25 protein-coding genes and 1 tRNA gene are annotated in these 23,769 nt (G+C 69.8%); 14 read left to right on the top strand and 12 right to left on the bottom strand.

The window, feature by feature from the left end; genetic code table 11:
- Positions 1 to 29 precede the first annotated feature (29 nt).
- From glp to ACFVGY_RS28750, 6 genes are all read left to right on the top strand, one after another.
- Positions 30 to 1,325, top strand: a complete 1,296-nt coding sequence (glp, locus tag ACFVGY_RS28775) for a gephyrin-like molybdotransferase Glp (RefSeq protein ID WP_385682461.1) — start codon at positions 30 to 32, stop codon at positions 1,323 to 1,325.
- A 137-nt stretch (positions 1,326 to 1,462) separates the two neighbouring features.
- A complete protein-coding gene (gene moaC / locus ACFVGY_RS28770) occupies positions 1,463 to 1,942 on the top strand; it encodes a cyclic pyranopterin monophosphate synthase MoaC (protein ID WP_385682384.1) in 480 nt (159 codons plus the stop codon).
- A gap of 146 nt (positions 1,943 to 2,088) precedes the next feature.
- Positions 2,089 to 2,568, top strand: coding sequence for a molybdenum cofactor biosynthesis protein B (locus ACFVGY_RS28765; protein WP_385682458.1), 480 nt, complete (start codon positions 2,089 to 2,091; stop codon positions 2,566 to 2,568).
- A gap of 17 nt (positions 2,569 to 2,585) precedes the next feature.
- Positions 2,586 to 3,206 (top strand): GNAT family N-acetyltransferase, encoded by a 621-nt coding sequence (locus tag ACFVGY_RS28760; RefSeq protein ID WP_385682381.1) that lies wholly within the window; start codon positions 2,586 to 2,588, stop codon positions 3,204 to 3,206.
- 179 nt (positions 3,207 to 3,385) lie between these two features.
- On the top strand, positions 3,386 to 4,414 hold the full coding sequence (locus ACFVGY_RS28755; RefSeq protein WP_385682378.1) for a hypothetical protein: 1,029 nt from the start codon (positions 3,386 to 3,388) through the stop codon (positions 4,412 to 4,414).
- Positions 4,415 to 4,487: 73 nt separating this feature from the next.
- A tRNA-Ala gene (locus ACFVGY_RS28750) sits at positions 4,488 to 4,561 on the top strand.
- A gap of 235 nt (positions 4,562 to 4,796) precedes the next feature.
- Here the strand turns inward: ACFVGY_RS28750 and ACFVGY_RS28745 are convergent.
- Positions 4,797 to 6,617 carry a hypothetical protein gene (locus ACFVGY_RS28745; RefSeq protein WP_385682375.1) on the bottom strand — a complete coding sequence of 607 codons (1,821 nt, stop codon included), beginning with the start codon at positions 6,615 to 6,617 and terminating at the stop codon, positions 4,797 to 4,799.
- Positions 6,614 to 7,597 carry a hypothetical protein gene (locus tag ACFVGY_RS28740; protein WP_385682372.1) on the bottom strand — a complete coding sequence of 328 codons (984 nt, stop codon included), beginning with the start codon at positions 7,595 to 7,597 and terminating at the stop codon, positions 6,614 to 6,616. Before ACFVGY_RS28740 ends, ACFVGY_RS28745 begins: the two co-directional genes overlap by 4 nt.
- 30 nt (positions 7,598 to 7,627) lie before the next feature.
- On the opposite strand from ACFVGY_RS28740, the gene ACFVGY_RS28735 reads away from it, so the two are divergent.
- Positions 7,628 to 7,975 (top strand): XRE family transcriptional regulator, encoded by a 348-nt coding sequence (locus tag ACFVGY_RS28735; protein WP_385682369.1) that lies wholly within the window; start codon positions 7,628 to 7,630, stop codon positions 7,973 to 7,975.
- Between the two features lie 163 nt (positions 7,976 to 8,138).
- On the opposite strand, the gene ACFVGY_RS28730 is transcribed toward ACFVGY_RS28735, so the two are convergent.
- The 3 genes from ACFVGY_RS28730 to ACFVGY_RS28720 form a co-directional block, all read right to left on the bottom strand.
- Positions 8,139 to 8,726, bottom strand: coding sequence for a hypothetical protein (locus ACFVGY_RS28730; protein ID WP_385682367.1), 588 nt, complete (start codon positions 8,724 to 8,726; stop codon positions 8,139 to 8,141).
- 567 nt (positions 8,727 to 9,293) lie between these two features.
- Positions 9,294 to 10,157, bottom strand: coding sequence for a hypothetical protein (locus ACFVGY_RS28725; protein ID WP_385682364.1), 864 nt, complete (start codon positions 10,155 to 10,157; stop codon positions 9,294 to 9,296).
- Positions 10,148 to 11,014: a YwqG family protein gene (locus ACFVGY_RS28720; protein WP_385682361.1), complete on the bottom strand. Its 867-nt coding sequence runs from the start codon at positions 11,012 to 11,014 to the stop codon at positions 10,148 to 10,150. The genes ACFVGY_RS28725 and ACFVGY_RS28720 overlap by 10 nt, the downstream gene beginning before the upstream one ends.
- Before the next feature lie 203 nt (positions 11,015 to 11,217).
- Here ACFVGY_RS28720 and ACFVGY_RS28715 point away from each other — a divergent pair, with 203 nt between their 5' ends.
- Positions 11,218 to 12,729, top strand: coding sequence for a serine/threonine protein kinase (locus tag ACFVGY_RS28715; RefSeq protein ID WP_385682359.1), 1,512 nt, complete (start codon positions 11,218 to 11,220; stop codon positions 12,727 to 12,729).
- Between the two features lie 57 nt (positions 12,730 to 12,786).
- Here the strand turns inward: ACFVGY_RS28715 and ACFVGY_RS28710 are convergent, their stop codons facing one another.
- Positions 12,787 to 13,140, bottom strand: a complete 354-nt coding sequence (locus ACFVGY_RS28710) for a hypothetical protein (protein WP_385682356.1) — start codon at positions 13,138 to 13,140, stop codon at positions 12,787 to 12,789.
- A gap of 48 nt (positions 13,141 to 13,188) precedes the next feature.
- Between ACFVGY_RS28710 and ACFVGY_RS28705 the strand changes: the two genes are divergently transcribed.
- Positions 13,189 to 14,211, top strand: coding sequence for a nucleotide kinase domain-containing protein (locus ACFVGY_RS28705; protein ID WP_385682353.1), 1,023 nt, complete (start codon positions 13,189 to 13,191; stop codon positions 14,209 to 14,211).
- Between the two features lie 31 nt (positions 14,212 to 14,242).
- On the opposite strand, the gene ACFVGY_RS28700 is transcribed toward ACFVGY_RS28705, so the two are convergent.
- The 4 genes from ACFVGY_RS28700 to ACFVGY_RS28685 form a co-directional block, all read right to left on the bottom strand.
- A complete protein-coding gene (locus tag ACFVGY_RS28700; RefSeq protein WP_385682350.1) occupies positions 14,243 to 15,076 on the bottom strand; it encodes a hypothetical protein in 834 nt (277 codons plus the stop codon).
- Positions 15,077 to 15,152: 76 nt separating this feature from the next.
- Positions 15,153 to 16,061 carry an ImmA/IrrE family metallo-endopeptidase gene (locus tag ACFVGY_RS28695; protein ID WP_385682347.1) on the bottom strand — a complete coding sequence of 303 codons (909 nt, stop codon included), beginning with the start codon at positions 16,059 to 16,061 and terminating at the stop codon, positions 15,153 to 15,155.
- Positions 16,058 to 16,447, bottom strand: coding sequence for a helix-turn-helix domain-containing protein (locus ACFVGY_RS28690; RefSeq protein WP_385682344.1), 390 nt, complete (start codon positions 16,445 to 16,447; stop codon positions 16,058 to 16,060). The genes ACFVGY_RS28695 and ACFVGY_RS28690 overlap by 4 nt, the downstream gene beginning before the upstream one ends.
- A complete protein-coding gene (locus ACFVGY_RS28685) occupies positions 16,444 to 16,686 on the bottom strand; it encodes an acyl carrier protein (protein WP_385682341.1) in 243 nt (80 codons plus the stop codon). The genes ACFVGY_RS28690 and ACFVGY_RS28685 overlap by 4 nt, the downstream gene beginning before the upstream one ends.
- A 141-nt stretch (positions 16,687 to 16,827) precedes the next feature.
- Between ACFVGY_RS28685 and ACFVGY_RS28680 the strand changes: the two genes are divergently transcribed.
- Entirely contained in the window at positions 16,828 to 17,703 is an 876-nt protein-coding gene (locus ACFVGY_RS28680) for a nucleoside triphosphate pyrophosphohydrolase family protein (RefSeq protein WP_385682338.1), read from the top strand.
- Positions 17,704 to 18,050: 347 nt separating this feature from the next.
- Here ACFVGY_RS28680 and ACFVGY_RS28675 read toward each other — a convergent pair whose 3' ends face one another.
- Positions 18,051 to 18,542, bottom strand: coding sequence for a GNAT family N-acetyltransferase (locus tag ACFVGY_RS28675; RefSeq protein WP_385682335.1), 492 nt, complete (start codon positions 18,540 to 18,542; stop codon positions 18,051 to 18,053).
- A 38-nt stretch (positions 18,543 to 18,580) separates the two neighbouring features.
- Here ACFVGY_RS28675 and ACFVGY_RS28670 point away from each other — a divergent pair, with 38 nt between their 5' ends.
- The gene (locus tag ACFVGY_RS28670) at positions 18,581 to 19,384 is read left to right on the top strand and encodes an exodeoxyribonuclease III (protein WP_385682331.1); all 804 of its coding nucleotides are present in this window, start codon (positions 18,581 to 18,583) and stop codon (positions 19,382 to 19,384) included.
- Here the strand turns inward: ACFVGY_RS28670 and ACFVGY_RS28665 are convergent.
- Positions 19,366 to 20,109, bottom strand: coding sequence for a MerR family transcriptional regulator (locus ACFVGY_RS28665; RefSeq protein WP_385682328.1), 744 nt, complete (start codon positions 20,107 to 20,109; stop codon positions 19,366 to 19,368). The genes ACFVGY_RS28670 and ACFVGY_RS28665 overlap by 19 nt on opposite strands.
- A 141-nt stretch (positions 20,110 to 20,250) precedes the next feature.
- On the opposite strand from ACFVGY_RS28665, the gene ACFVGY_RS28660 reads away from it, so the two are divergent.
- Genes ACFVGY_RS28660 through ACFVGY_RS28650 form a run of 3 tightly spaced genes read left to right on the top strand, consistent with a single transcriptional unit; the run spans position 20,251 to position 23,743 of the window.
- The gene (locus ACFVGY_RS28660) at positions 20,251 to 21,897 is read left to right on the top strand and encodes a flavin-containing monooxygenase (protein ID WP_385682325.1); all 1,647 of its coding nucleotides are present in this window, start codon (positions 20,251 to 20,253) and stop codon (positions 21,895 to 21,897) included.
- Positions 21,894 to 22,856: an alpha/beta fold hydrolase gene (locus tag ACFVGY_RS28655; RefSeq protein WP_385682322.1), complete on the top strand. Its 963-nt coding sequence runs from the start codon at positions 21,894 to 21,896 to the stop codon at positions 22,854 to 22,856. Before ACFVGY_RS28660 ends, ACFVGY_RS28655 begins: the two co-directional genes overlap by 4 nt.
- Positions 22,853 to 23,743, top strand: a complete 891-nt coding sequence (locus tag ACFVGY_RS28650) for an SDR family oxidoreductase (RefSeq protein ID WP_385682319.1) — start codon at positions 22,853 to 22,855, stop codon at positions 23,741 to 23,743. The genes ACFVGY_RS28655 and ACFVGY_RS28650 overlap by 4 nt, the downstream gene beginning before the upstream one ends.
- The last annotated feature ends 26 nt before the right edge of the window (positions 23,744 to 23,769 follow it).

The following is a 23,769-nucleotide window of genomic DNA, read 5'->3' as shown; positions in this document are numbered from 1 at the left end:
ACACCGGCGGCTCCTCCGAGCGCCCGCGCCTGTGGTCGGTGGACGAGCACCTCGCGGACGTGCTCGCCGCCGTCCGGCCTCTGGAGCCGATCGAACTCCAGCTGCTCGATGCCCAGGGCTGTGTCCTGGTCGAGGACGTCACCGTGCCCGTCGCACTCCCGCCCTTCGACAACAGCTCGATGGACGGGTACGCGGTCCGCACGGCAGACGTCCAGGGCGCCAGCGAGGAGTTCCCCGCGGTGCTCACCGTCATCGGGGACGTGGCGGCGGGCAGCGGCGAGCTGCCCACCGTCGGCCCCGGCCAGGCCGCCCGGATCATGACGGGGGCGCCCCTGCCCCCCGGCGCGGAAGCCGTCGTACCGGTCGAGTGGACCGACGGCGGCACGGGCGGCGGCGCGGCCGCCGGCATGGCCCCGGCCAGCGCGGCCCCCGAGGGCGCGGGCGGCGAGGTGCGGGTGCACCGGCCGGCCGGGGCGCGGGCCCACGTCCGCGCCCGCGGCAGCGACGTCCAGGCCGGCGACCTCGCGCTCGCCGCGGGCACGGTGCTCGGCCCGTCCCAGATCGCGCTGCTGGCCGCCATCGGGCGCGCCGCCGTACGGGTCCGGCCGCGCCCGCGCGTGGTGGTGCTGTCCACCGGCAGCGAGCTCGTCCAGCCGGGCGAGGCCCTGACCGCGGGCGCCATCTACGACTCGAACAGCTTCGCGCTGGCCGCCGCCGCCCGCGACGCCGGCGCCATCGCCTACCGGGTCGGGGCCGTCGCCGACGACGCCGAGACCCTCAAGGCCGCCATCGAGGACCAGCTGGTCCGCGCCGACCTGCTGGTCACCACGGGCGGCGTCAGCGTCGGCGCGTACGACGTGGTCAAGGAGGCCCTGTCCTCGATCGGCACCGGCCCCGACGAGCCGGACACCGGCCGGATGGACTTCCGCAAGCTCGCCATGCAGCCCGGCAAGCCCCAGGGCTTCGGCACCATCGGCCCCGACCACACCCCGCTCCTCGCCCTGCCCGGCAACCCGGTGTCCTCGTACGTCTCCTTCGAACTGTTCGTCCGGCCCGCGATCCGCGCCCTCATGGGCCTGCCGGACGTCAGCCGGCCCAGCGTGCGGGCGGTCCTGAAGGCCGACGGGGCGCTCGGCTCCCCGGCCGGCCGCCGCCAGTTCCTGCGCGGCGCGTACGACGCGGACAGCGGCACGATCAGCCCGGTCGGCGGATCCGGCTCGCACCTGATCGCCGCACTGGCCCACGCCGACGCCCTGCTGGTCGTACCGGAGGACGTCACCTCCGTGGAGCCCGGCAGCGAGCTGGACGTGATCCCGCTCGGCTGATCCCGCTCGGCCGGGGCCGCGGCCGGCCGCGGGGCGCCCGGGCCGTTCCCCGGCGCGCCCCCGTTCCGGCAGGTGCGGGTAGCGTGTTGCACCACACAGGCCCCCTCGGGGCCCGGGAGCGGGAGCGGCACGGACCCATGAACACGCAGAGCAGGCTGACGCACATCGACGAGGCCGGAGCGGCCCGGATGGTGGACGTCTCGGAGAAGGACGTCACGACGCGGACGGCGCGCGCCAGCGGGCGCGTGCTCGTCTCCCCCCGGGTGATTGAACTGCTGCGTGGCGAGGGCGTACCCAAGGGCGACGCCCTCGCCACCGCGCGGATCGCCGGGATCATGGGCGCGAAGAAGACCCCCGACCTGATCCCGCTCTGCCATCCGCTGGCCGTTTCCGGGGTGAAGGTGGACCTCTCGGTCGCCGACGACGCCGTCGAGATCCTCGCCACCGTCAAGACGACCGACCGCACGGGTGTGGAGATGGAGGCGCTGACCGCCGTCGCGGTCGCCGGGCTCACCGTCATCGACATGGTCAAGGCCGTCGACAAGGGCGCCGTCATCACGGACGTCCGGGTGGAGGAGAAGACCGGCGGCAAGTCCGGCGACTGGACGCGCGCGTGAACGCCCCGCGCGGCGGCGACGCCTTCAGCCACGCCCATGCCCACGGCGAACGCGGCGACCAGGGCGAACGCGGCGATACGGCAGCAGCCGGTGCGGGTGCCGCCGCGGCCGCCGCGGCCGGGGCGGTCCGGCAGGCGCGCGGTCTCGTGGTGACCGCCTCCAACCGTGCCTCGGCCGGCGTGTACGCCGACAAGGGCGGCCCCCTGCTGGCCGAGGGGCTGCTGGCGCTCGGCTTCACGGTGGACGGCCCGCGCGTGGTCCCGGACGGCGACCCCGTCGAGCAGGCGCTGCGCGAGGGCGTGGCCGCCGGGTACGACGTGATCCTCACCACCGGCGGCACCGGCATCTCGCCGACCGACCGCACCCCGGACGCCACCGCGCGGGTGCTGGACTACGAGATCCCGGGCATCCCGGAGGCCATTCGGGCCGAGGGCCTGGCGAAGGTGCCGACGGCGGCCCTGTCCCGGGGGCGGGCGGGCGTGGCCGGCCGCACCCTGATCGTCAACCTGCCCGGCTCCACCGGCGGCGTCCGCGACGGCCTCGCGGTCCTGGCGCGGATCCTGCCGCACGCGGTGGACCAGATCCGGGGCGGCGACCACCCGGCACCGTCGGGGAGCCCGAGCTGAACGGACCCACCTGGCCGGTGGCGCTCACCGACGGCGACGTCACCCTCCGGCCGATAAAAATGCGCGACCAGAGCGCCTGGCGCGAGGTGAACCGGCGCAACCGGGAATGGCTCAGGCCGTGGGAGGCCACGATTCCGCCGCCCGCGCCCTGGGGGCCGGTGGTCCAGCGCCCGACCTACCGGCAGATGGTCCGCCATCTGCGGGCGGAGGCGAACGCGGGGCGGATGCTGCCGTTCGTCATCGAGTACCAGGGGCGGCTGGTCGGCCAGCTGACGGTCGCCGGGATCACCTGGGGCTCCATGTGCGCGGGCCACATCGGCTACTGGGTGGACCGCGACGTGGCGGGGCGGGGCGTGATGCCGACCGCCGTCGCGCTGGCGGTGGACCACTGCTTCGCGCGGGTCGGGCTGCACCGGATCGAGGTGTGCATCCGGCCGGAGAACGGCCCGAGCCGGCGCGTGGTGGAAAAGCTGGGCTTCCGCGAGGAGGGGCTGCGGCCGCGCTACCTGCACATCGACGGGGCCTGGCGCGACCACCTGGTGTACGCGCTGACGGCGGAGGAGGTCCCGGCGGGGCTGGTGTCCCGCTGGCACCGCACCCGGGACCGGGGGCCGGGGCCGGACACGGGCGCGCCATAAACGGGGCGGCACCCACCCCGTAAATCCGAAAATGCGTTCGAATTCCTGCTGCCGGGATCCGATTCGCCCATATCCTGATCCGAAGAATCACAAAAAAAGTCGTTGATATCAGCCGGTTCGTGCGACACACCGGCCCAATTGGCGGATCCCCCCGGCCGTATCCCTCTACGGTGTGAGGTGTGAGCAGCAGCGGCCTCATCTACGCAGTCATCGTGGGGGCCTGGGCCGCCTACTTGGTGCCCATGTGGCTCCGGAGGCAGGACGAGCTGAACGAGGCCCGTCCGACGGAACGCTTCTCCACTGCCATCCGGCTGCTTTCGGGCCGGGCGGGAATGGAGCGCCGTTACGCCAAGGGGCTGCGTGAGCGCGCCGACCAGGAGGCGGATCCCCAGTACCTCGCGGATCCGGGCGCCGCGACGGAAACGGTGAATTCCGTGGACGCCGACGTCCGGCCCGTCGGCGTGCCCGCAACCAGGACGGAGCCGAGGTCGGCCGTCGTGGAGCGGCAGGCCGTGGCGGAGCGGCAGCGGCGCCAGCAGCGCCTCCAGGCGCTCGCCCGCCGCCGGCGCACCACCGCGCTCCTCTTCCTCGTCTTCACGCTGGGCGCCGTCGTCGCCGCGGTCGGCGGCGTCGCCTACCTGTGGGCCCCCGGCCTGCCGGCCGTCATGCTGAGCGCGTACATCGCGTACCTGCGCGCCCAGGAGCGGCGGCGCTACGAGTTCACCATGGACCGCCGGCGCGCCGAGGCGGCCGCCCGCCAGCTGCGCGAGAGCCGCCCGGGCCGCCGCGAGACCGAGGAAACCCCGGGAGCCGAACCGGAGCCCGCACCCCCGGTCTCCCCGCAGGAGGCGGGACGGCGCGCCCTGGTCGAGCAGACCGACCACGCCGAGTGGGTGGACCAGCAGCGCGAACGCGGCCCCGGGCGCGGCGACAGCTGGGAGCCCGTCCCGGTCCCGCTGCCCACCTACGTGACGGCCCCCGTCGCCCCCCGCGCCACCGGTCCGGCCGCTCCCGACGGCTGGAGCGCCTCCCGCTCCAGCACGGCCGAGCCGACCGACCCCCGCCTGCGCGCCCAGCCCGCGGCCCCGGCCAAGCCGGACGCCGCCGGGGCCCAGCAGGCCGCCCGCCCGCGCGGCCGCGACCGCGGGCGCACGCCGCTGTTCGACCAGTACGAAAGCGACGACCGCCCCCGCGCAGCCAACGAATGACCGCCGCGAGGCCGCCCCGGGCAACGGATTTTGGTGCAGCAGCACGGGGATGCTAATGTTTCACACGTCGCAAGGGCCTGTGGCGCAGTCTGGTAGCGCACCTCGTTCGCATCGAGGGGGTCTGGGGTTCAAATCCCCACAGGTCCACAGACGACTGTTCTTGAGTAGCTCTCAGGAACGTTAACGAGATCCCGTCCGATCGCAAGATCGGGCGGGATCTTCGTCGTTTCTGGGGTCGTTCGATGCCTGTTCGGGGTGGTGGATGGCGGCGCATCGGGTCTGGCAGGTTACTCGGCAGGCGTCCGCCCGTTGCCGAGGCATGCGGACCAGCCCCGGTCGCCCGGGGCTGGGGATGGCGCTGTGCGGCTGTGACGCTGCCCGATCAGAGGTTGGCCGGCGGATGCCGCCCCGTGTCGAGTGGCGCGGGAATGTACGCCTGGTCGCGATCAGCGGCAGCCGGAATGGACTCGAAGTCAGCGTCGGAGAGCCGGCTGCCAGTGCGCTCGTAGAGCCAGGTTTCCAGGATGTCCAGGTTTCCGATGGTCACCATGATCGCGATCAGGATCGTCTGGGTCACCTGGCCGGGTGCTCGGCGGTGCATGGGGTTGCCTATGTCCATGTAGGCGCCCTTGAAGCGACCGTTGAGGCCCTCGTTGTGGGAGCGGATCGGCTTGTAGATCCGGTCCCAGGCGGGGCTGAGGTAGTGGCTGTCCTGGCGAAACTTTGCGATCTTCAGGTCTCCGGCCGCGTCGGCGGGGACGCTGATAGCGGATGCCCCGCAGACGGCGGGCAGCGCCTCCTTGCCGGGAGGGTCCGCCCACTCTCTGTCAGGAAGCTGGATGGTCGGGCGAGCCGAGGCATGGCTGTCGCGGGAGCGGTGATCCGCCAGCCGGATCACGGTCTGAGGTGGGCTCGAGGCGGGAGGCCGCGTTGGACGGAGGCGTTCTCGACGTGGACAGTTCACCGAAGGGGAGGGGCCGGCTGCCGGGCACTGGAGGCGGGTGGTTCCTCGGGCGTCGGCGTTCTGCTTGAGCTTGAGGAAGTAGGGCAGTCGCTCGGCGACCACCGGCTTCAGTTCATCGAGCCGTCGGCGGAAGGTCTTGTCGTCCATTCCGTGAGTGGCTTGGGCCAAGGCGTTGGGGATGTGCGGGCAGGCGAGGGAGCCATCGATCAGTACGGCTCCTTGCCAGCTGCCCTGGATGCCACGGTCGGCCGCCTTGTAGTCCAGGGCGAGGCGGTAGCCGAGTCGGCGTACGGGGATCTGAAAGTTGTCCGGCGAGCAGCCGGTGTAGGCGCGATCTGCGGCACAGGTACCTGTCGGCAGTCGAAGCTCGGCGAGGTGCTTCAATGCGGTGACCGCGTTCTCGCCCGTACGGACGGTCGGGGTGTCCAGGCTGAGACCGAGGCAGAGCTGCGGGTAGGAGGTCGCGCGGCGGCCCTTCGCAGCCCCTTCGTCTGTGCGGGAGTGGGCGGCGACGAGCAAGCTGGCGCTGTAGCCGAAGATGCCCTTGTCGGAGCCGCCGCTGAAGTGCCAGCCGGCGGTGATTTCGACGGAGGCCGTGCCCGAGTAGTCGCTACCAGGTTTGGCCAGAACCGGGATCGAGGTGGCGTCCACTCCCACGTCACCGGCCCAGTGCCGCATGTATCCGCGTTGCTGTGCCAGCCGGACCGGGACCAGTACGAGATCGTTCGCCAGGCGTTGGAGCCGGTTCGCGGCCGCGCGGCCGACAGCCTCGCCCCAGATGGCGGAGTGGATGTCAGCCTCCGCTTGGACCAGGCGCCGACGCCGGTCGCAGCGTGCCGGGTCGAGCGCGGTGGTGATCCGGTCCAGCCCCCGGTAGAGGCGACGACTGGCAGCTATGCACGCGCGTGCCGTGGACGGAGGCATCTCGGGGATGCCGAGCCAGGCGCGAGCTGTGGGCTGGAGACGGAAGTGCAGGATCCGCCAGGCGTCGGAGACCGTGGCTCGGCCCGTGTAGTACACGGCGAGCATCAGGCCGGCCAGTACGGTCCTGGGCCGTACGCCTGGTGGCCCGGGACGGCCTCGCAGCATGTCCTCCAGCTGCTGGGGGAGGCCGGAGCGGTCCAGGACGGTCAGCAGCTGGCCGACCTTGGAGTCGGGGATCTCGGTGAGCCGTCCAGGCCGCAGTCGTGGCCGCGCATGGCGGGCGGCCAGCTGGTCGGCTTCAGGCCGCGCCCTCACGAGCGGCGGCCACGCAGCAATCGGATCACCTCTGCTCTAGGCAGTGGGGGCACCCAGTGGTGGTAGCCGGCCAGACCGGCAGGGGAGGCCATGCCTGCGGCGGAAGCGACGGCCTCCGGACTGATGCCCTCGGAAAGCCGACCGACGATCCACGTCGACCGCAATCGCCGAGCAGAGAGCGGTGGCAGACCCGCATGGGGCCGATGGCTGGCAGGCCAGGACGAGACGAGGTTCTTGGCTGCCGCGACCTTCCGTCCCGGCCTGAAGAGGAACCCGGTTCCGGAGGTTTCTGCCAACTCGGCCAGCGTGCCTTCCCAATCGGAGTGGCACGCCACGAGTCGGCCGAGGAGCTTCTCCTCCAGCACCGCGATCCCACCGGAGGTCACGCGAACATGGCTGCCTCGCATGGGAGGGACCTCGCCCGGCATCAGGCCACACCCGGCACCAAGCGCCATGAGGGCGAGGCCGTCGAGTCGAGCCTGGTCCGGCAGATGATTCGCCCAATCCCGCAGGCGAGCCAACTCCCCGGCACCATAAGGCGGCTGAGGTTTGCGGGGCGAGGAAAGTCGAGCCGGAGGGGCCTCCCCGCGCTGGACCCACACCAGAGCCTCCCGCGCCCGCCGGAGCCAGGTCCGGTAGGTCAGCACCGTCGAGTCCTTCGTCGCAACGCAGCCCGACAGGATGAAGGCGTCGATCGTCTCGGTCCGCAGCCAGGTTCCCGGGTCGCGCGGCAACCCGCGTCGGTCCGCCCAGACCGCGATCCGGCCGATCACGTGCAGCAGATGCTCCGCCGCGTAACAGGTAGCTGGAGCTGTCGCCGCCACGGTGGCTCTCACCAGCTCGGCGACCGGCACCCACTGCCGATGCGGCAGCCGGGGCCGGTAGTCGCGGATCTTGCTGGAGACCTCCGAACTCAGCGTCACAGACCAACAGAACCGGCTGGACAAGCAGCCAGTGAAGACGTCGAAGGCGATCTTCACGGAAAGGAGTGCATCGACATGGTCGGAGGTTTGGCCCGCAAGACCGCGCCGAGAGACCTTGCCCGCGATCCCGAATCCTGGCCCGACTCGGCCGTCGACGACATCGCCGCCAGAGTCGTCCAGGCCATCGCCAGCGCGCTCGCACTTGCCCTGAAGCGCGAGAAGCGAAGCCTGCGGCAGGTCTCTACCGGATCCGGGGTCAACCGGCAGGCCATTGCCGACCTGCTCGCCGGCCGATGCTGGCCGGATGTCGTCACCGTTGCCCGTCTGGAAGATTTCCTCGCCGTCCCGCTGTACCCGCGGGACGGAATGTGCAGTACGCATCAAAATCGGCCTTTCCGTCCCCAGGGAAACCCGCCCCCAGGAACGACGAAATAGGCCACGCGCCCCCGAGGCGAGGCGGATTGCTCTAGCCTCGGGGATGCGTGAGCCACTACGAGGGTCCACGTCACTGGTTCCGAAGAGGGTCCAAGCTCAACGGAGCCCGTCCCCTTCTCCCCGCAATGGGAGGAGGGGACATCTCATGTTCGGGGCGGCGGCGTCAGGCGTCCCCTCCCTGTGATTCCGTGACCCGGCGGGCGGCGAAGGTACCGATCGGGCGCTCCACGGCACGGCCGTTCTTCACCAGCCGCTTGCACGTCGCGCGGGTCGTCTCGATGGGCGCCCGCCCTTCGCCGCCCTTCGCTGGGCGCCCAAGGGCCTCTGTGATGTCCTTGACCTTCATCGGCCGTCCGGCGCCCACAAGGATCCGCTCGACCGCCTGCATCAACTGCCCGGACGGCGACCGTGAAGGCCGGCTCTGCCCGGCACGCATCTCCCCGGACGGCTCGCTCGGTTCCGGCTCGTCACCGGCGGACGCATCGTCGTCCTTGTTCTCCGCGTCAGCTTCCTGCTGGGGGCTTTGATCGTCCTCGGATGGCGCCGAGTGGCCTGCGAGGAGCTCGGCGAGAGCTTCGCTCAGCTGATCGCGAGTACTCGCGTACTTTGCCGCCTCGACTCGGAGGTCGGCGAGTTCTGCTTCGAGCTCCGAGATCCGCGCCAGCGTCCGATCGGTCTTGCCGGAGTAGATCCCAACAGCGGTCCGCAACCCGGGAGCCGCATCCGGCCCGCCCGCCCCTGTGAAGTCCATCCGCCCCTCCTCGGCCCTCCCGTACGACAGGACAACGGCAGTCATCGTAGGGAATGCCAGTCGTGCCAGGCAGCCAAATGACCAACGAAGTCTGGCAGTTGAGGCACACCGGAGCGCGAGCCTGATGTCTGGCGCCCCTGACCTGCGTGTCTGCGAAGCCAGTCGTAATGCTTAACGCCGTCAACAGTTACGGCAGATCACGCTCTGACGTGATTCCTGACGCCATGCCTTCGAAGACGAGATCCGGAAGGATGGCCAGTCCCAGACTCTGAAGATCCACGTTCGGGCTGGCTGCCTTCTCTGCAACGTGGGGCTGCCAGGAGGCCAGGCGGTCCAGCGCACGTACCAAGCCTTCTCGGTCGTCACTGAGCAGGGCTGCCACGAGCGACACGACATCGGCGCGGGAGCTGCCTGCTGGTGCCGGGAAAGCGGCCAACCCTGAGAGTGCGCGCTGGTCGCGAGTACCGCAGAGCGCCGTGAGGGCGGCGAGGGTGAATCGGACGGCATCGCTCTCGTCCTCCCAGCGGGACAGCAGTCTCGGCAGCTCGCTGCCGATGCCCCGCCGTGTCAGGTATTCAGCTGCAGACTCCTCCCAGACACCCCCGGTGCAGTGATGCGATCAGCCAGTGAGACGGCGGCTGCCGGCCCCGAAGCAGCAAGCCGCAACAGGTCGCCGAGTAGAACCAACCGGCTGCCGGGCGTGACATTGCCGTCGGAGACCAGCTCCATGAGGAACGGGACAGCCTCGACCGTGGCGTCGGTGCAGGTGCCTTGGTGAGCCACAGCATCGGCGAGATCACCGAGGAATTCACCCGTCGACCCGTAGGGCTCGCCGAACGCGAACTCCTCATCGAGCAGCCACCCCACGGCATCCGGAACGTCCTCCGCGCTGCCGTACATGCGCTCTGCGACCGCCACGACGGCCTCGACCACCACTGCGGGCTCACCGACCTCACTGCACGTCCACGGCGGACCGGCCGGAGGTCGCACGGGATCCTTGGGCAGAGGACTCGGAAGGGCAACGTTGGCGCCAGCCTGCTCATGGACCAGGCCGTCCCGTGTGAAGACTCCTTCGAGAGTCGCAGCATGCCCCTCGCTGTACCCCTGCTGAAAACCGCCGTGGGCACGGGCCACATGGGCCACGCGAATCCGTTCACTCCGAAAGAACGGCTCGAGAGCCATGCGGTCGTACCCGCTGTAGACGGCCAGCGAGAAGACCTGCCACCACCCCTCCAGCTCCGGGTCCATCGACGGCCGGCCGTACCAGAAGCTCGACGGAACGAACCGGAAGTGATCGTGGACACGCACTGCCGTCAGACGGTGCCCCATCCCGGACAGCTCGGCCGCGGCGGCGCGGGCAGCGCCCTTACTCGGCAGGCTCAGCGTGTACTGGACTCCCCAAGCAGGAGCTGCCGCGCTCATCAGCTGCACTGCCAGGTGAACATCGCCCGCTCGAATCGCCGCTCGGCCAGATCTTCCGGGCGGATCAGCCAGTACAGGGCTCCGGCATCGCCCCACATCATGTCCGCGGCGTCCTCACTGTCGAACTGGGCCAGTAGCACCCAGTTGCCCGCCTCCTCGGACAGCCGCGGGTCGTCCCAGGACACCTCGCCGTCCAAAACCGCCTCCGCGATCTCGATCTCGACCGGGTTCTGCACCGAGTGAGCGTGGCCGCCGATCTGATGCCCCACCTCATCATCGAACTCCCACAGCGCGTCGAGGAACTCCTGCGAGCAGACGGGGTGGCCATACCGATTCCCCAGCGGGGCGCCCGGGGCGAAGGCGGCCCGGACGGACGGATTCCAGGGCTCGGTCGCCGTCATCTCCACCCGAGCCGCCAGCGGCACTACCGGATAGGGCTTGAGCCCTGCAGGTGTCCCACGATCCGCCACCTCCTCGTCAGCTGCCACATGGAGCACGCGGGCGCCTGCCCAGCTTCCCCGGTCCTCAGCAAGAACGAGAGAATAGCCGTCGTCCAACTGCCCATCGAAGTAGAAGAACAGCAGCGTCCCGACGGTGGGCAGATCGATGTCCAGCTCAGCCGCCGGTAGGCGCGCGCAGTCGATCGAGGCGATGAAGGAGAGTGGACCGTGACCATCCCATGCTGGCCACTCTGCGGTGGCCGGCAAGGCGGGCAGGCCGCCAAGATGGCCGACCACGTCGTCAGAGCCAGCCGCTATCTCAAGACGCACACCAGGGCGAAGCAGACCGAGCCACTTCTCGGCAACCTCAGGCGACAGATGCTGCAGGGCGAGAGAGCGCAGGGCATCTCGGGAACCATGTGTCATGCGGCCGATCATCCACGGCGTCACTGACAGAACTGGTTTCGGGGCGAGCGTCTCACTGCTCAATGGCACCGAATAGGATCCACCGCCAGCAACGCTTGGCCTGAGAGGTAACCCACGTGACCGCCCGAATCCTTCCCGCGTCTCCCGGTGACCCGGCTCGTGTCGGCCCGTACCGAGTAGTAGGCCGCTTGGGTAGCGGAGGTATGGGGACGGTGCACGCCGCTCTGGACAGCTGCGGCAATCGTCTTGCAGTGAAGGTCGTCCATCCTGCTCAAGCTGGTGATGAGGAGTTCCGTGCCCGCTTTCGGCGCGAGGTGGCCCTGACAAGCAGGGTGAACGGGCCATGTCTCGTGCCCGTGGTGGCGGCGGGCTGCGATGACGAGCGCCCATGGCTCGCCACGCCCTACATACCGGGGCCTACGCTCCAGCAACACATCGCCATGTCGGGCCCCCTCCAGGGGGTGATGCTGCACGCTTTGGCAGCTGGCACCGCGGCTGCCTTGGCTTCGGTCCACGACGCCGGTGTGATTCACCGGGACATCAAGCCAGGCAATGTGATCCTCTCACCCGAGGGTCCGCGCCTGCTCGACTTCGGCATTGCGCATGCCCTGGACGGCACCGCGGTCACCCGCACCGGAGTACTGACTGGGACGCCCGGCTGGATCAGCCCGGAGCAGTACCGCACTGGTGCTGCGGGGCCACAGTCCGACGTCTTCGCCTGGGGTGCACTCGTTGCCTACGCCGGAACAGGGCGCCATCCGTTCGGCACAGGGGCACCGGACACAGTTGCCTACCGCGTGATGTCTCAAGAGCCTGATCTCTCTGGTTTGCCCGAAGACTTGTGCCGTATCGCGGCAAGTGCATTGGCAAAGGAGCCAGACGACCGGCCCACCATGCGCATTCTGAGCGAGGAATGCACACGGTTCCTCGAGCGTCAGGACACCCATGTCTTGCCGCAGCAGGTTTCAGCGCACACCGTCGTGGACACCCTGGTAGCCAGCAATTGGAACGCCCCACCTGGGCAGGTAGACGCGTGGCCCATCGCTCGGAGTGACGGCCGGGCCCGCAGATACAGCTTCATCGCGGCCGCAGCACTCACCGTCCTGAGCATCGGGGCCGCGGCCATTTATGCAGCCACGTTTCGTGCAGAGCAGGAATTGCCCTCCACAGCGTCAGCCAGCACCGCACCCACGGCGTCCTCGCACCTTCCGGTTGCTGCCTCTATCCGCCCGACGAGCACCACCCCTTCCGCCACCACGGCCAGCGCACCAGCTGCCACAGAGGCACCGTCGGAGCCGCAACCGGCCTACACCCGCAGTGACAACGCCCAGCCCACCGTCGAGGAGTGGTCGGCTGCCCGCGATGCCATGACAGCCTCCGAGCGGAACATCGCCGCCGGCATCAACAAGGAGGTAGGTCCATTCCTCCGCGACGAATGGGGACTGTCCGACGGCGTACAGGTGACGTTCAACCTCGAGGCGCAGACCATGTTCCTCACTGCTGGCCCGTCGGTAACCGCCTGGGAGAACGGCGGTGACTACACCGACCTGCGGCGCAGCATCATGTTCAGCGGCTGCTCCTACGGCAACGACAAGCTACGCACCGACATCAGCTGGCCCTATGGGCGAGTGGTCGTCGTCTACCGAGAGTCGATGGCGAAGCCTGTAATCGCTGACTACCGGGAAGTCACCAACGGCATGCGATGCCGTGTCTGAACCAGCGATGGGCCCTCTTTGCTCAGCGCCCCTTTTTGGTTGTCGCCGTGCCCACAGTTAATGCGCGTCGTTGGTAGTGGAGGGATCGCTATCTAGCCGTGTGCCACCGGCTTTGCTACGGCGGGAGTCACGACGAGGTCCAGGTCGCCGAACTGCTGGCCACTGCTCGGCTGCGGAGCGATTGGCCTCGTCCAGGGCATTGCTGTTTAGTGCGCGGTAGTCCCGCATGATGCCAGCAACAAACTCGGGGGACAGGTCGGCGTGAACCACGAGGGCCGCGAGCAAATGGGATCGATTGATGTTCTCACCAGCGGCGATCCCTGCGGCGACCAGCTGGTCGAGACGCTCATTGACGGCGTCGGGCCATGCGATGAGAGTGTTGCGGCGCTCCGCTCGCCACAGCAACTCCATACTGCGCCCCCTCTGGCCTCAGACCTATACCCGATATATATTGACCTCATGGTGACCACGCTGCAAGCCCGACCGCGGGTTCGCCGGCCGGAAGACTCCGAACCTTCTAAGCCCGTGCGGATTGCTGGCCGTGTACTGAAGCCCACGCCGGTGTTCGACACCTACTGGCGGTTCGCGGCCGCGCGGCAGCAGGTGTACCTGGCGCGCTTGGGGGAGGCCCAGGCGCCGGCGGTACCGGACCCCGTCCTCGCCCAGCATCGGTTTACCAACTGCTTTCGGGCGGCTGATCGGGTCAGCCAGTATTTGATCGGCCACGTGTCTTACCGCGGTGACCAGGCATGGCAGGAAGTGTTCTTCCGTACGTTGCTGTTCAAGGTCTTCAACAGGATCCAGACCTGGCGACTGCTTGAGGAGCACCTAGGCGAGGTCACTTGGCAGGGCTACGACTATCGCACCGTGGACCAAGTACTGTCGCGGGCATTCGCATCCGGGGAACGGCTGTACTCCGCTGCGTACATCACCCCGCCCCCGAAGCTGGGGGAGCAGCGCAAGCACCGTAACCACCTACGCCTGCTTGAGATGCTGATGGACCAAGGGGCGCCTGAGCGCGTGGAACAGGCTGCCTCAATGCAAGAGGCTTACCAGGTGCTGTTGGGCTTTCCGGCGCTCGGCCCGTTCCTGGCTTACCAGTACCTGATCGACCTCAACTATGCGGCAGGGCTGTCGTTCTCCGAGATGGACTTCGTCGTTCCCGGCCCGGGTGCCCGCGACGGCATCCGCAAGTGCTTCGGCGCCGCCGCGAGCGGCATCGAGGCCGAGGTGATCCGCTACATGGCGGACACCCAGGAGGAGCACTTTGCCCGCCTCGGGCTCATCTTTACGGGACTGCGCGGGCGTCCCTTGCAGCTGATTGACTGTCAGAACCTGTTCTGTGAAGTCGACAAGTACGCGCGTGTGGTCCACCCGGACATCGCGGGCATCAGCGGCCGCAGTCGCATCAAGCAGTTGTATCGTCCCGACAGCGCCCTCCTGACTGCCTGGTTCCCACCCAAGTGGGGCATCAACTCATAGTGCCCAGACGAGCTGACGGTTTTTGCGCCGGTCAGGCCACCAGCCGCGTCTGGCCTCGGAGAATCGGACGCAGGGCTGAGATGTCGCCTTCGATCTGGGCATGGCCGGCGATCACCGTCAGTGCGCCGGGGGACACCTCGGCATGCTTCGCCAGGTAAGCCAGCAGCCGGCCCAAGCCCAGGTAGTTGCCGTAGGCGCGGGTCACCATGTAGTGGCTGCGGTAGAGGGCGACGGCGTGCAGGACTCGGTCGCGGTCCAGCTGGAACGAGCAGTGGCTCAGGCACGGGAAGCCGCGCAACCCATTGTCCTTTCCGGCCGCGTGTACCGGCGCAGACCATGTGCCTGTGTCCGCGTCGGCAGCGCGGTCGCCTCCGGTGAGATCGGAAGCGGGCTCGTCGTCGGGATGGGTGATGTCCATCTCGTACGCCGCAGTCATCGGCCCCCTGCCAGCCGCCTGGCGGCGTATCCGGTCGATGAGCGCAGTCAGCTGGTCAACCGGGCCATTCTCGCCCGGATAGGCCACGATGCGCCCGAAGTAGGTGCCCGCCTTGTTCCCGCGGTCGATGCGGCGCAGCCTCGGATACATGTTCCGGTACCGGCGCACCAGCTCTTCCGGGGTGCCGGAGACGGCCGCGAGCTCGGCGGGGAAGAGGGTGTTGGCCACCGTCTCGATCGGCGCGTATCCCCGCTCCTTGCGCATCTGGTCGAACTCGGCGCGCACCTGCGGATCCTCTGCCGCGGCGTTGGCGATGCGAACCACGGTGTGCAGGGCGTCTCGCTTCGGGTTGCCGGGTACGTCGAGCTTCAGGCAGGCCTCCTGCCAGGCCAACGACGTGTTCGCCTTGTCAACGATAAAGAGGGACATCACCGTGCTCCTGACGTTGGAGGTGTGCCAGTGGGAGAGCAGTGCGAGGAAGAGCAAGCGATACAGGAGGTGCGGTTCAGGCGGGCCACAGGCTCTGGATACCGACGCGTGGGGACTGGCGCTCCAGGGTGAACTCCAACAGCCCGGTGGCCCCGGGGAAGTGCACGGTGGCCGAGGCTGCACCGGTGAACATGTCAGTGACCTCCGCAATCCCAGAGGCCGAGGCGTCACCCAAGGAGATCTGACCATAGGCATCCTCGTGGCGCTGCAGCGCGGGCGGCAGGGACTCAAACCTTGCCCCGGTGTTGCTCAGGACCACCAGGTCGCCTGCATCGACCCGCACAGTGGTGCCGTGCGTGCCGGTGTCGATCAGGTGGACGTGGGCTTTCCCGGGCACGGTGTCGCCCGCGAGGTTCGCCTTGATGGAGGCGGGTTTGGCCCGCAGCCACTCGGTCTTCTGTAGCCGAGACAGCAGCCGCAGCCGGTGCAGGTGGGTCACCGTCCCGGCGTAGGAAGTGCCCAGAATGCGAGCGATCCGATAGGCGTGCTCGGGGACCATAGGACGATTCACCCCAACCTGGGTCAGCGCGCTCTGGACAGCAGGCGGGGGCATCAGGAACCAGGCCGCGAACGCCTCTGCCACCTTCTCCTCGTCCGGCCAGGACCCGTCCCCCCACGTGCGAGCGCGGTCCAGCTCCTCGTCCAACGATGTTCCGTGGCCGGCTCGATGGTGTCCCAACTCATGAGCGGCGGTGTGTCGTTGGGCCACAATGTCCAAGCTGGCGTTCAGTAGTACTGCGGGCCCGTTGTCCCGTGGGGCGGCGTACATCCCGAACAATCGCGGCATGGGCCGCGCCATCCCGGCCATGCCGGCGCGCAGTAGTGCGCCGTACACGTCGACGTATCCGTTGCGGTCGATAGCTAGGTCGCGGTGTGCCTTTACAGCCTCCATCGCGGCGACCTTGTGGGCCACGTCCCAGTTCACTCCCCGGGCTCCCTCTCCTTCTCGCTTGCCCGTCGGAACTTCAAGAATTCGGCGAAGCTCAACACTTCCTCCCAGTCGCCGTCGCTCAAGCCGACGAGGGCGCGCGGCAGCCCGGCCAGCGCATGCTCCCCCAGGTCGGCCTCCTCCTCTTTTGCGAGGAAGTAGGACACCGGCCGCATGTACAGGCGCGCGAGCTTCTTCAGCTCAAGGCTGTCCACCCGGCGAGCGCCTCGTTCGATGTCGCTGACTGCCGAGCGGGGGATGCCGGTCATGTCGGAGACGTGTTGCTGCGACATGCCCAGGTAGTCGCGGGTGTTGCGCAGGCGCTCCCCGAGGAGTTCGAGCTCAGGGTCGCGGCCGCGATGCGCGGCAGGTTCGGGGCTCATGGCTTTTTCCTCTCGTTGATCACTTTCAAGATGGTGGTGGCGAAGGTGCGCACCGACCGGGTAGAGCGGGCGGCCTCCTCATCTGCGGGGACGCTGATGCCATAGCGCTCCTCGATGCGCGTCAGGATCTCGACGATGAGGATGGAGTCGACCGGCAACTCCTCGCTGGCCTCCTCCAGCTCCATCCGCAGCTCGTCGGGATCCCGGTCCTGTAGTTCGGCCAGGAACTCCACGACCACGGTGACGATGTCCTCCAGGGAGGGCTCGGTGGTGTTCAGCAGACTCTCCTGTCCGTCTGATTTTCCGGCAGCGCTGCTCTAGTATACGACACAAGTCGGGATTCCCGACCTGCGTGATGGAATTTCCGACAGGAGGAAGTTGTGGATCTCAACCGCTACCAGCAAGCCGCCATCAAGACGCTTCAGGATCCGGCCCCGGGGACCGACCCTGTCGTGGTGCCCCTCCTCGGCCTCGTCGGCGAGGTCGGCTCTCTCGCCACCGCCTACAAGAAGCGCCTTCGTGACGGGCCTGGCCTCGCCTCAGGGAAGCAGCACATGCGGGAAGAGCTTGGTGACGTCCTGTGGTACGTCGCCGCTCTCGCCCACCGCTTTGACCTCAACCTCGAAGACGTTGCCGCCGCCAACCTCGTCAAGATCAGTGACCGGTGGCGGCCCACCCCAGCTGCCGATCGCATCGTCTTTGACGCGCACTTTCCTCAGGGCGAGAGACTTCCGCGGCAGGCCACCCTCACCTTCGCCCTCCAGCAGCGAGACCGTGACGGGCGGACTGTCGCCGTCTTGAGCCGCGATGGCACCCCCTGCGGCGATCCGCTGACCGATGCATCCCACATCGACGACGACTACCGCTTCCACGACATCTTCCATCTTGCTCACGCTGCCGTTCTTGGCTGGTCGCCCGTCTCCCGCTTCTTGCTGGGCTGCAAGCGCAAGAGTGACCCCAAGACTGACGAGGCCGAGGACGGTGGTCGGGCCATCGCCATCGAGGAGGGCATCTCCGCTCTTGTCTTCTCCTACGCGACCCGTCACGGCTACTTCGAGAACGTCCGCCACATCGATCACGAGTTCATCAAGACCATCACCTCCATGACTTCTCACCTCGAGGTCAGCGTTCTGCGCTCGGCGGACTGGGAGCAGGCGATCATGACGGGGTACGACGCCTGGCGGCAGCTTCGTGCCCAAGGCGGCGGAACCGTGCATCTGGATCTCGATCAGCAGACTTTGATGGTCGAGCCGTAGCCGAAGGTGCTGCTAGCTGCTGGCTTCGGTACCTCCGCAGCGGCTTGCCGCCATCGGCGGGAAACGATCACTCTCCTCCTGGGAAACGATCTCTGAGTCGCCGCATGGTGCGTGATAGGACCGGCTCGTGAACACCCCACAGACGACAGTTTCTGAGTAGCTCTCAGGAATCGTCACGAGATCCCGTTCCGCCGAAAGGCGGGGCGGGATCTCGGCGTTTGTGGGGCCCGTTCGGGCGGTGTGTCCCGCAGGCCGCGGACTCCGCGGGCGCCGCACAGTGGGCGGGGAGGGGTGATCCCGCCCGGCCGGTCGCCGGACGGGCGGGACCCCGGGCCCTCGGCGGGTCGTCAGGACAGGGGCTTGGCCATGCAGCGGCTGGACTCGTACGCGCGGTAGTAGCCGAACTTCTCCGTCGCGGCATAGCCCGAGGAGAGGTAGAGGGCTATGGCCTCCGGCTGCTTGTCACCGGTCTCCAGGACCATGCGGGTGCGGCCGGCCGCGCGGGCGTCGGCCTCCAGCTCCGCCAGGATCCGGCGGGCCAGGCCCAGGCCGCGGGCCTGCGGGACGACGTACATGCGCTTCAGTTCGGCGTCGCCGTCCGAGTAGCCCTCGTCGTTCTCGTCCTGGGTGCGCCAGCCGCCGGTGGCCACCGGCGTTCCCGATGTGTCGTACGCCACGAGGTACAGGCCCCGCGGCGGCAGGAACATCGCCGGGTCGAGGAAGGTGGCGTCGCCCTCGCCGTCGTACCGCACCTGGTATTCGAGCTGAACCTGGTCGTTGAGCCTGATCGCGTCCGGGTGGTCGTACGGCACGGCGCGCAGGTCTATCCCGTGAGACATCCGGACATCGTACGGAAGGGCCGGGCTATGGTGCTGGGATGCTCACCGTGACCTCCGTGAATGTGAACGGCATCCGCGCCGCCGCCAAGAAGGGCTTCTCGCCCTGGCTGGCCGGCTCGGAGGCCGACGTCGTGTGCCTGCAGGAAGTGCGTGCGGAGGAGGCGCAGATCCCGGACGAGGTGCGGCAGCCGGAGGGCTGGCACACCGTCTTCGCGCCGGCCGCCGCCAAGGGGCGGGCCGGGGTCGCGGTGTATGCGCGGCGGGAGCCCGAGCGGGTGCAGGTCGGCTTCGGCAGCGACGAGTTCGACGGCTCCGGGCGCTACCTGGAAGTCGACCTGCCCGGCGTGGTCGTCGCCAGCCTCTACCTGCCGTCCGGGGAGGCCGGGACCGAGAAGCAGGACGAGAAGTACCGGTTCATGGCGGAGTTCCTGCCTTACCTGACGGCCCTGAAGGAGAAGGCCGCGGCCGACGGGCGGGAGGTCGTCGTGTGCGGCGACTGGAACATCTGCCACCGCGAAGCGGACCTGAAGAACTGGCGGACCAACCGCAAGAGCGCCGGCTTCCTGCCGGAGGAGCGGGAGTGGCTCGGCAAGGTCTACTCCGACGCCGGCTACGTGGACGTCGTACGCGAGCTGCACCCCGACGAGGAGGGTCCCTACTCCTGGTGGTCCTACCGGGGGCGGGCCTTCGACAACGACTCCGGCTGGCGGATCGACCTCCAGGTCGCGACGCCGGGGCTGGCCGCGCGGGCCGTGAAGGCGTTCGTGGAGCGGGCCGAGACGCACCCGGAGCGGTGGTCCGACCACGCGCCGGTGACCGTCGTCTACGGGGCGGGCGTCTGAGCTTCCTGAGGACTCCCCGGCGCCTCGGACCGTGCGCCGGCGGATGCCGTGGCCAGGAGCCGGTCCATGGCCATCGAGAGCTCGGCCTCGACCACGCTCTTGGCCAGCGGCCGCAGGCGGGTGACCGCCTCCGCGTCCTCCTCGTCCCCGTTGTTCAGGTGTTCTGTGATCAGTCCGGCGAACAGGGCCGCCAGGGCGTCCGCGTGCTCGCGGACCCGGCGCCCGGTCTCCAGGACCGCGGCGAGCGGGACGCCCTCGCGCACCAGTGCCGAGGAGACGTCCAGCAGGCGGCGGCTCACGTGGACGATCTCGTCCCCGTCGGTGGCCACGTAGCCGAGTTCGAGGGAGGCCGCCAGGTTCTCGGGGGTGACCTCGCCCTCGAAGTAGTCGGCCAGCGCCTCCGGGGTCAGGCGGACCGGGGTCTCCTCGGACCAGCCGATGCCGAGCAGCTCGCCGAGCTGGCCGACGTCGCGGCCGTTCTCGAAGGCGGCGGTGAGCTCGGCGATGCCGCCGAGGGTGTGGCCGCGTTCGAGGAGGGCGGTGATGGTGCGCAGCCTGGCCAGGTGGTGGTCGTCGTACCAGGCGATCCGGCCCTCGCGGCGCGGCGGGGGCAGGAGCCTGCGCTCGCGGTAGAAGCGCAGGGTGCGGACGGAGATGCCGGCGGCCTCGGCCAGCTCCTCCGTACGGTATTCGCGCACTGTCGTCCCCGCTTCCGTGTCTGCCACGGTCGAAGCCTATGGCGTACCGGCAGTAACTTTCCGGGTGCGACCCCTACCCAGCGGTACGGAGCTGCTCTACCCTCCCGATTGTGCCAGTGATTGCTGGCAGCGTGCGCGATGGTGTGGTGTGGTGGCTGGGGAGGCGGCATGGGCGGCACGGACAGGCACGAGGGCGGGCACGGACACGGAAACCGCGGGCAACGGCGCGAGCACGTTCGGGTGGCGGTGATCGGGTCCGGCTTCGGCGGGCTCGGCGCGGCGGTCCGGCTGCGTCGCGAGGGGATCACGGACTTCGTCGTCCTGGAACGGGCCGACTCCGTCGGCGGGACCTGGCGGGACAACAGCTATCCGGGGTGCGCCTGCGACGTGCCGTCCCATCTGTACTCGTTCTCCTTCGCGCCCAATCCCGACTGGCCCCGGACCTTCTCCGGGCAGCCCCACATCCGGGCCTACCTGGAGCACGTCGCCGACACCTTCGGGCTGCGTCCGCACGTCCGGCTGAACTCCGAGCTGCTCACGGCCCGCTGGGACGCGGCCGAGCTGCGCTGGGAGCTCGAAACCACCGCCGGCGCGCTCACCGCCGACGTCGTCGTCTCCGCGACCGGGCCGCTGTCCGACCCGAAGCTGCCCGAGATACCGGGGCTCGCCGAGTTCCCCGGGACCGTCTTCCACTCCGCACGCTGGGACCACGGCTACGACCTGCGCGGCAAGCGGGTCGCCGTGGTCGGCACCGGCGCCTCCGCCATCCAGATCGTCCCGGCCATCGCGCCCGACGTGGAGCGGCTCACCCTCTTCCAGCGCACCCCGCCGTGGGTGATGCCCCGCACCGACCGGGCCATCAGCATCGCCGAGCGCTGGCTGCACCGGCAGCTGCCGTTCACCCGGGCCGCCCGCCGCGGGCTGCTGTGGGGGATCCGGGAACTCCAGGTCAGCGCCTTCACCAAGCGGCCGAACCAGCTCGGGCTGATCGAGTCCCTGGCCAAGGCCAACATGGCCCGCTCGATCAAGGACCCGGCGCTGCGGGCCAAGCTGACGCCCTCGTACCGGATCGGCTGCAAGCGGATCCTGCTCTCCAGCGACTACTACCCGGCGCTCGCCCGCCCCCACGTGGACCTGGTCGCCTCCGGGCTCAAGGAGATCCGGGGCAGCGTCCTCGTCGCCGCCGACGGCACCGAGGCCGAGGTCGACGCGATCGTCTTCGGCACCGGCTTCCACGTCACGGACATGCCGATCGCGGACCGCGTGGTGGGTGCCGAGGGCCGCACCCTCGCGGACCACTGGAAGGACGGGATGCAGGCGCTGCGCGGGGCGACCGCCGCCGGCTTCCCGAACTGGATGACGATCATCGGACCGAACACCGGGCTCGGGAACAGCTCGATGATCCTGATGATCGAGTCGCAGCTGAACTACATGGCTGACTACCTGCGCCAGCTGAACGTCCTCGGCGGACGCGTCGCCCTCGCCGCCCGCCCCTCGGCCGTGAACCGGTGGAACCGGCAGGTCCAGGCCCGGATGGAGCGGACGGTGTGGAACACCGGCGGCTGCACCAGCTGGTACCTGGACGCGCAGGGCCGCAACACCACCGTCTGGCCGGGCACCACGGGGGAGTTCCGCAGGCTGACGCGGACCGTGGACATGAGCGAGTACGAGGTCGTCCGCCTCCGGGAGCCCGGGCCCGAACGGATCCCGGCCCCGGCCGGCGCTGCCGCCGAGACGGCCGCCTCCACCTCCACGGCCGCCTCCACCACCACGACCGCCTCCCTGTCCGCCTCCGCCGAGGAGGGCGCCGCGTGAGCCGCCTGACGCACGTCACCAGCGGGCGGTACGCGCCGCCCGCCGCCCGCCGCGAGCTGGTCGCCGTCTCCGCCGACGGGGCGCGGCTGCACGTGGAGGAGCACGGCGAGCCGGACGCGCCGCCCGTCGTGCTCGCCCACGGCTGGACCTGCTCCACCGCCTTCTGGGCGGCCCAGATCCGCGACCTCTCGGCCGACCACCGGGTCATCGCCTACGACCAACGCGGCCACGGCCGCAGCCCCGTCGGCTCCGGTTACTCCACCACCGCCCTCGCCGACGACCTGGCCGCGGTGCTGCGGGCCGCCCTCGTCCCCGGCGAGCGGGCCGTCCTGGCCGGGCACTCCATGGGCGGCATGACGATCATGGCCGCCGCCGGGCGGCCCGAGGTCACCGAGCACGCCGCCGCCGTCCTGCTGTGCAGCACCGGCAGCTCCCGACTGGCCGCCGAGGCGCTCGTGGTGCCGCTGCGCCCCGGCCCCCTGCGGACCCGCCTGACCCGCGTGCTCCTGGGCTCCCGCGCGCCGCTCGGCCCGGTCGCCCCGCCCGCCAAACGGGTGCTCAAGTACGCCACCATGGGCCCCGGTTCGGCGCCCGACCGGGTCGAGGCCTGCGCCCGGATCGTGCACGCCTGCCCGACTCCGGTCCGCCACGCCTGGTCGCAGGTCCTGGCCGAGCTCGACGTGGACGCGAACCTGGCCGCCCTCACCGCCCCCACCGCCGTCCTCGGCGGCACCGCCGACCGGCTGTCCCCGATCGTGCACGCCCGGCGGATCGCCGCCGCGCTGCCGCACTGCGTCGGGCTGACCGAGCTGACCGGGATGGGGCACATGACCCCGATCGAGGCCCCCGAGGCCGTCGCCAACGCCGTGCGCGAGCTGACCGCCGCCTACCTCGCCACCGACGCACCCGCTACCGACGCACCCGCCACCGACGCACCCGCCAAGGAGAAGACGCCGTGAGCCCGCACAGGAGTCTGGAAGGCCAGGTCGCCGTCGTCACCGGCGCCGCCCGCGGCGTCGGCGAGCTGCTCGCCCGCAAGCTCTCCGCGCGCGGCGCGCGGATCGCACTGGTGGGACTGGAGCCGGAGGCCCTCAAGGAGGTCTCCGAGCGCCTGCACACCGACAGCGACCACTGGCACGCCGACGTCACCGACCACGAGGCCATGGCCCGGGTGGCGCAGGAGGTCAAGCAGCGCTTCGGCAAGGTCGACGTCGTCGTCGCCAACGCGGGGGTGGCCGCGGGCGGCCCGTTCGCCGACTCCGATCCCGAGGCCTGGCGCCGCGTGATCGAGGTCAACCTGATCGGCAGCGCCGTCACGGGCCGGGCCTTCCTCCCCGTCCTCACGGAGAGCCGCGGCTACTTCCTGCAGATCGCCTCGCTCGCCGCGATCACCCCGGCGCCGATGATGACGGCGTACTGCGCCTCCAAGTCCGGGGTCGAGGCCTTCGCCCACTGCCTGCGGGCCGAGGTCGCCCACAAGGGCGTCAAGGTGGGCGTCGGCTACCTGTCCTGGACCGACACCGACATGGTGCGCGGCGCGGACCGGGACGACGTGATGCGGGAGCTGCGGCAGCGGCTGCCGTGGCCGGCGAACCGCACCTACCCGCTGGGCCCGGCCGTGGACCGGATCGTCGCCGGGATCGAGCGGCGCTCGGCGCACGTGTACGCCCAGTGGTGGCTGCGCGGGATGCAGGGCGTACGGGGCTACCTGCCGGGGCTGATCGCGGTCGGCGGCCGGCGGGACATGCAGCGGTTCGAGCCGCGGCTGGCCGGCGTGTCCCGGGGGCTCGTCGGGGCCGGCGGAGCCGCCGACGAGCGGGAGCGCAGCGGCAGCACGCCGGCCTGAACGGCCCCCGGCGGCCCGCACCGGGC

Origin of the sequence: Streptomyces sp. NPDC127106 (assembly GCF_042677605.1) — a bacterium.
Taxonomy (GTDB): Bacteria; Actinomycetota; Actinomycetes; order Streptomycetales; family Streptomycetaceae; genus Streptomyces.
This window is presented reverse-complemented; position numbering and strand designations above follow the sequence as displayed.

Coding starts and splice junctions, on each gene's coding strand:
- ACFVGY_RS28710 (WP_385682356.1), bottom strand. CDS start 13,140: ATGGAGTTGCTGTGGCGAGCGGAGCGCCGCAACACTCTCATCGCATGG.
- moaC (WP_385682384.1), top strand. CDS start 1,463: ATGAACACGCAGAGCAGGCTGACGCACATCGACGAGGCCGGAGCGGCC.
- ACFVGY_RS28670 (WP_385682331.1), top strand. CDS start 18,581: ATGCTCACCGTGACCTCCGTGAATGTGAACGGCATCCGCGCCGCCGCC.
- ACFVGY_RS28700 (WP_385682350.1), bottom strand. CDS start 15,076: ATGTCCCTCTTTATCGTTGACAAGGCGAACACGTCGTTGGCCTGGCAG.
- ACFVGY_RS28705 (WP_385682353.1), top strand. CDS start 13,189: ATGGTGACCACGCTGCAAGCCCGACCGCGGGTTCGCCGGCCGGAAGAC.
- ACFVGY_RS28715 (WP_385682359.1), top strand. CDS start 11,218: ATGGGGACGGTGCACGCCGCTCTGGACAGCTGCGGCAATCGTCTTGCA.
- ACFVGY_RS28660 (WP_385682325.1), top strand. CDS start 20,251: ATGGGCGGCACGGACAGGCACGAGGGCGGGCACGGACACGGAAACCGC.
- ACFVGY_RS28730 (WP_385682367.1), bottom strand. CDS start 8,726: ATGGACTTCACAGGGGCGGGCGGGCCGGATGCGGCTCCCGGGTTGCGG.
- ACFVGY_RS28720 (WP_385682361.1), bottom strand. CDS start 11,014: ATGACACATGGTTCCCGAGATGCCCTGCGCTCTCTCGCCCTGCAGCAT.
- ACFVGY_RS28690 (WP_385682344.1), bottom strand. CDS start 16,447: ATGAGCCCCGAACCTGCCGCGCATCGCGGCCGCGACCCTGAGCTCGAA.
- ACFVGY_RS28675 (WP_385682335.1), bottom strand. CDS start 18,542: ATGTCTCACGGGATAGACCTGCGCGCCGTGCCGTACGACCACCCGGAC.